This is a genomic window from Micromonospora sp. NPDC052213, from assembly GCF_040679695.1.
Lineage (GTDB): Bacteria > Actinomycetota > Actinomycetes > Mycobacteriales > Micromonosporaceae > Micromonospora.
Genome location: NZ_JBFAVI010000103.1, coordinates 19,259 through 23,331, shown reverse-complemented (window position 1 = coordinate 23,331; position 4,073 = coordinate 19,259). Strand labels below are relative to the sequence as shown.

The window sequence follows — 4,073 nt, the reverse complement described above, 5'->3', positions numbered from 1 at the left end:
GCCGGTGCCGGACTTGTGGATGTCGGCGGGGTGGCGGGGGGCGGCGCTGGCCGGGCGCCCGCCGGATCGGCGGCGCGACGATCGGCGCGACCGCGCCCCGGCGGGCGCGGGCGACCACCGACACGACGAGGTGACGCAGGGTCGTGTCGGCGACGAGGCGGGTCCGCGCGTTCGTCGACGGCGCCGCTGCCGCGGGGACCGGACGCGAGTGCGCAGCAGCGGCCCGCGGCCCCGACGAGCGGGGCTGCCCGGACAGGCCGCAGAGGATCACGGCGTCACCATAGACCGGCTGCCCGCGTATCGGCCACCACCTGCGGCGGCGGCCACAACGCCGGGCCGCGGGGACCTTCGGCGGGCGGGTGGCGGGCGGCCCTGGGCCACCGGGACGCTCGGCTATCACGCCGCGGAACCAGGCGGCCCGGTTTCGCCGTTCGCGCGACCGGACGCCGGTGCACGCCTCATCATCGAACTCTCAGCGACCTGACTGAGGGTAGGTGGGCGAGCGTGCGGGAGATGGCGGTTGCGCCGGTCGTCACCGACGTCGAGCTCGGCCTGGCCGAGGTGGTGTGGCACAACGCCGAACGCGATCCGGACCAGACGCAGTTCGTCCGACCGGACCCCGACCCCCGGTCCTGGCCGGCTGCCCGGTCGGGGCGGGGCGCGACGACCGTGACCTGCCGGCAGTTCCGCGACGACGTGCAGGCGGTCGCCCGAGGTCTGGTGGCCGCGGGGGTCCAGCCGGGCGACCGGGTGGCGCTGATGAGCCGCACCCGGTACGAGTGGACCCTGGTGGACTACGCGCTGTGGTCCGTCGGCGCGGTGACGGTTCCCGTGTACGACACGTCGAGCGCGGACCAGTTGGCCTGGATCCTCTCCGATTCGGGCGCGGTCGCCTGCGTGGTGGAGACGGCCGGGCACGCCGCGATGCTGGACGGCCTGCGCGGCTCCCTGCCGGCGTTGGCGCACGCGTGGGAGATCGACGCGGGCGACCTGATCCGACTGGCCGGGGCCGGCCGCGTCGTCGACGTCGGGCAGGTGGAGGCCCGCCGTCGGCGCGTGTCGGCGGGCGACATCGCCACGATCGTGTACACCAGCGGCACGACCGGACGGCCGAAGGGTTGCGTCCTGACGCACGGCAACATCGCCCTGGACGTCGGCAACGCGACCGCGATCCTGCCGGAGGTGTTCCATCCCGCCGCGTCGACGGTGCTGTTCCTGCCCCTGGCCCACGCCTTCGCCCGGATGATCCAGGTCGGCGTCGTACACACGCGCGCCACCATGGTGCACAGCGCGGACATCGGCGGCGTGCTGGACCAGCTCCGCCGGTACCGTCCGACGTTCGTCCTGGCCGTGCCGCGGGTGTTCGAGAAGATCTACGACCGGGCGAGGCGGAAGGCGGCCGACGAGCACCGGGGCTGGCTGTTCGCGGTCGCCGACCGGGTGGCGGTGCGGTACAGCCGCGCGCGGGACACCCGTGGCGGACCGGGGACCGTGCTGCGGCTGGCGCATCTGGTGTGCGACGTGCTGGTCTATCGCAAGCTGCGGGCGGCGCTGGGTGGACGCTGCCGGGTGGCGATCGTCGGCGGGGCACCGCTGGCGCCACGGCTCGCGCACTTTCTCCGCGGCGCCGGCCTCACGGTGCTCGAGGGGTACGGGCTGACCGAGACCTCGCCCGCCCTGACGGCCAACACGCCGGCGGCGATGCGGATCGGCACGGTGGGTCGTCCGCTGCCCGGAGTCGAGATCGCGATCGCCGAGGACGGGGAGATCCTGGCCCGGGGAGGGGTCATCTTCCCCGGGTACTGGAACAACGCCGAGGCCACCCGCGAGACGTTCACCGACGGTTGGCTGCGTACCGGCGACCTCGGGACACTCGACGAGGACGGCTACGTGCGGGTCACCGGGCGGAAGAAGGACATCATCGTCACGGCGTCCGGCAAGAACATCGCCCCCGCCCCGCTCGAGGATCAGGTCCGCGCGGATCCGCTGGTCAGCCAGTGCGTGGTGATCGGCGACGGACGGCCCTACCTCGTCGCGCTGGTCACGATCGACCCGCAGGCGTGGCCGGGGTGGCGGGCCGCGCACGGTCGCGCGGACGCCTCGGTGTCGGACCTGCGGGACTCCCCGGCGCTGCGGGAGGCGGTCCAGCACGCGGTCGACCGGGCGAACCGCGCGGTGTCGCGGGCCGAGCAGATCAAGAAGTTCCGCGTCCTTCCCCGCGACCTCACCGAGGCCGACGGTGAACTCACCCCCACGTTGAAGGTGCGGCGAGCGGTGGTGCAGGAGCGCTACGCCGCCGACATCGACGCACTCTACCGCGACCACTGACGCCCCTGCCGGAGACAGGCTCATTGACACGGAGCGTCGTACGGATTCCACTGCTTGCAACAGCACCGCCGGCCCGGCTCGCTTGACCGGCACCGTTGCCACAGTGGGGAGGCGTCATGTCCACGCCCGTCAAGCCGCCGCAGGACGCCGTGACCCTCCGCCGTCTCCGTCTCGGCATCGGCACGGTCGGCATCGCGCTGCCGATCGTGCTGACGGTCGGCAACGCGATGCTCACCGGCAGGTTCGTTCTGCTCGACTCGATCAGCGCCTCCTACCACACCGGCATGCGAGACGTCTTCGTCGGCGGAATGTGCGCCATCGGCGTCTTCCTCGTCTGCTACCGCTACCGGAAGGTGGACGACGTCCTCAGCTCGATCGCCGGCGTACTGGCGATAGCGGTGGCGCTGTTCCCCGCCGCGACGGGTGCGCCGAGGGGAACGCTCACGCCCACCGACGTCACGATCGGGCGGCTGCACCAGGTCTCGGCCGCTGCCCTGTTCGTGCTGCTGGCCGTCTTCTGCATCTTCCTGTTCCCCCAGACCGGCTCGACGGTCCCCGCGACAGGGCGGACGCGGGCCCGCAACGGCATCTACTACGCCTGTGGCGGCATCATCATCGGCGCCATCGCGCTCGCGGTGGCGAGCAACGCGCTGCCCTTCTCCGTCCGCGACACGCTCAAGCCGCTGTTCTGGTGCGAGGCGGTGGCGGTGCTCGCCTTCGGTGCCGCGTGGCTCGTCAAGGGCGAAGCGATGTTCCGGGACTCACCACCGCCCCCTGCCGAATCCGAGGTGCGCCGCGCGGCCCCGACCCTCTAGGGTTCCGCCGTGGCTTTGGAGATCGTGTCCCTGGCGGACCGCCCGGACCTGGCACCGCTGCTCGACGACGACTTCGACGGGGCGTGGCCGCCGTTCATGCTCTGGGACCCGATGGGTGCCGTGTACTACGGGGTCGCGCACGACCTGTACCCCGAGTTCGTGTTCGTCGCGGTCGACTCCGCCGAGCCCGGACGCGCCGTCGCCCGGGCGTACGCCGTGCCGCTGCGCTGGACGGAGGCGGAGCTGCCCGACGGCGGCTGGGACCGGGTGATCCAGCGTGCCACCATCAACCGCCTCACCGGCGCCACCCCGAACATCGTCTCGGCCCTGGAGATCTGCATCCGGCCGGACCGGCGGGGCACCGGCCTGTCGGCCCTGATGCTCGCCGCCATGCGGGAGGCCGTGGCGAAGCGGGGCTACGACACACTGGTCGCGCCGGTCCGCCCGAGCGGCAAGCACGCCGAGCCCGACCTGCCGATGACGGAGTACGCGGCGCAGGTCCGCGAGGACGGCCTGCCGGTCGACCCGTGGCTGCGGGTGCACGTCCGGGCCGGTGGACGCGTCGAACGCGTCGCTCCCCGGTCGATGACGATCACCGGGACGCTCGCCGACTGGCGCCGCTGGACGGGCCTGCCGTTCGACACCAGCGGACCGGTCCACGTGCCGGGAGCCCTCGTGCCCGTGCACTGCGACGTGGCGCACGACCACGCCGTCTACGTCGAGCCCAACGTCTGGGTCCGGCACCGCCTGTAGGCCGCCGCGTACGGCTCCAGACCGGTCGGCCCCGGCGGTCGCCGGGCAAACCTCGCCCCTGCTCCGCAGACGAGTCCTGCTCACCGCGTCGGCGGTGCTGTCGAGGTTCAGCTCGGCGCGATCGCGCGTCGTCGGTGGGGGGGGGGGGGGGGGGGCCCCGGGCGCCCCCGAGGCCGG

At 73.4% G+C, this 4,073-nt stretch carries 3 protein-coding genes; all 3 read left to right on the top strand.

Translation table 11 applies throughout. The annotated features are described in order from the left end of the window. Positions 1 to 504 precede the first annotated feature (504 nt). The 3 genes from AB0L34_RS22575 to AB0L34_RS22565 all read left to right on the top strand — a co-directional run bounded on the left by AB0L34_RS22575 (position 505) and on the right by AB0L34_RS22565 (position 3,896). On the top strand, positions 505 to 2,328 hold the full coding sequence (locus tag AB0L34_RS22575) for an AMP-dependent synthetase/ligase (RefSeq protein ID WP_363706329.1): 1,824 nt from the start codon (positions 505 to 507) through the stop codon (positions 2,326 to 2,328). A 116-nt stretch (positions 2,329 to 2,444) separates the two neighbouring features. After that, positions 2,445 to 3,143 (top strand): DUF998 domain-containing protein, encoded by a 699-nt coding sequence (locus AB0L34_RS22570; RefSeq protein WP_363706327.1) that lies wholly within the window; start codon positions 2,445 to 2,447, stop codon positions 3,141 to 3,143. 9 nt (positions 3,144 to 3,152) lie between these two features. Continuing rightward, positions 3,153 to 3,896: an N-acetyltransferase gene (locus AB0L34_RS22565; protein ID WP_363706325.1), complete on the top strand. Its 744-nt coding sequence runs from the start codon at positions 3,153 to 3,155 to the stop codon at positions 3,894 to 3,896. The last annotated feature ends 177 nt before the right edge of the window (positions 3,897 to 4,073 follow it).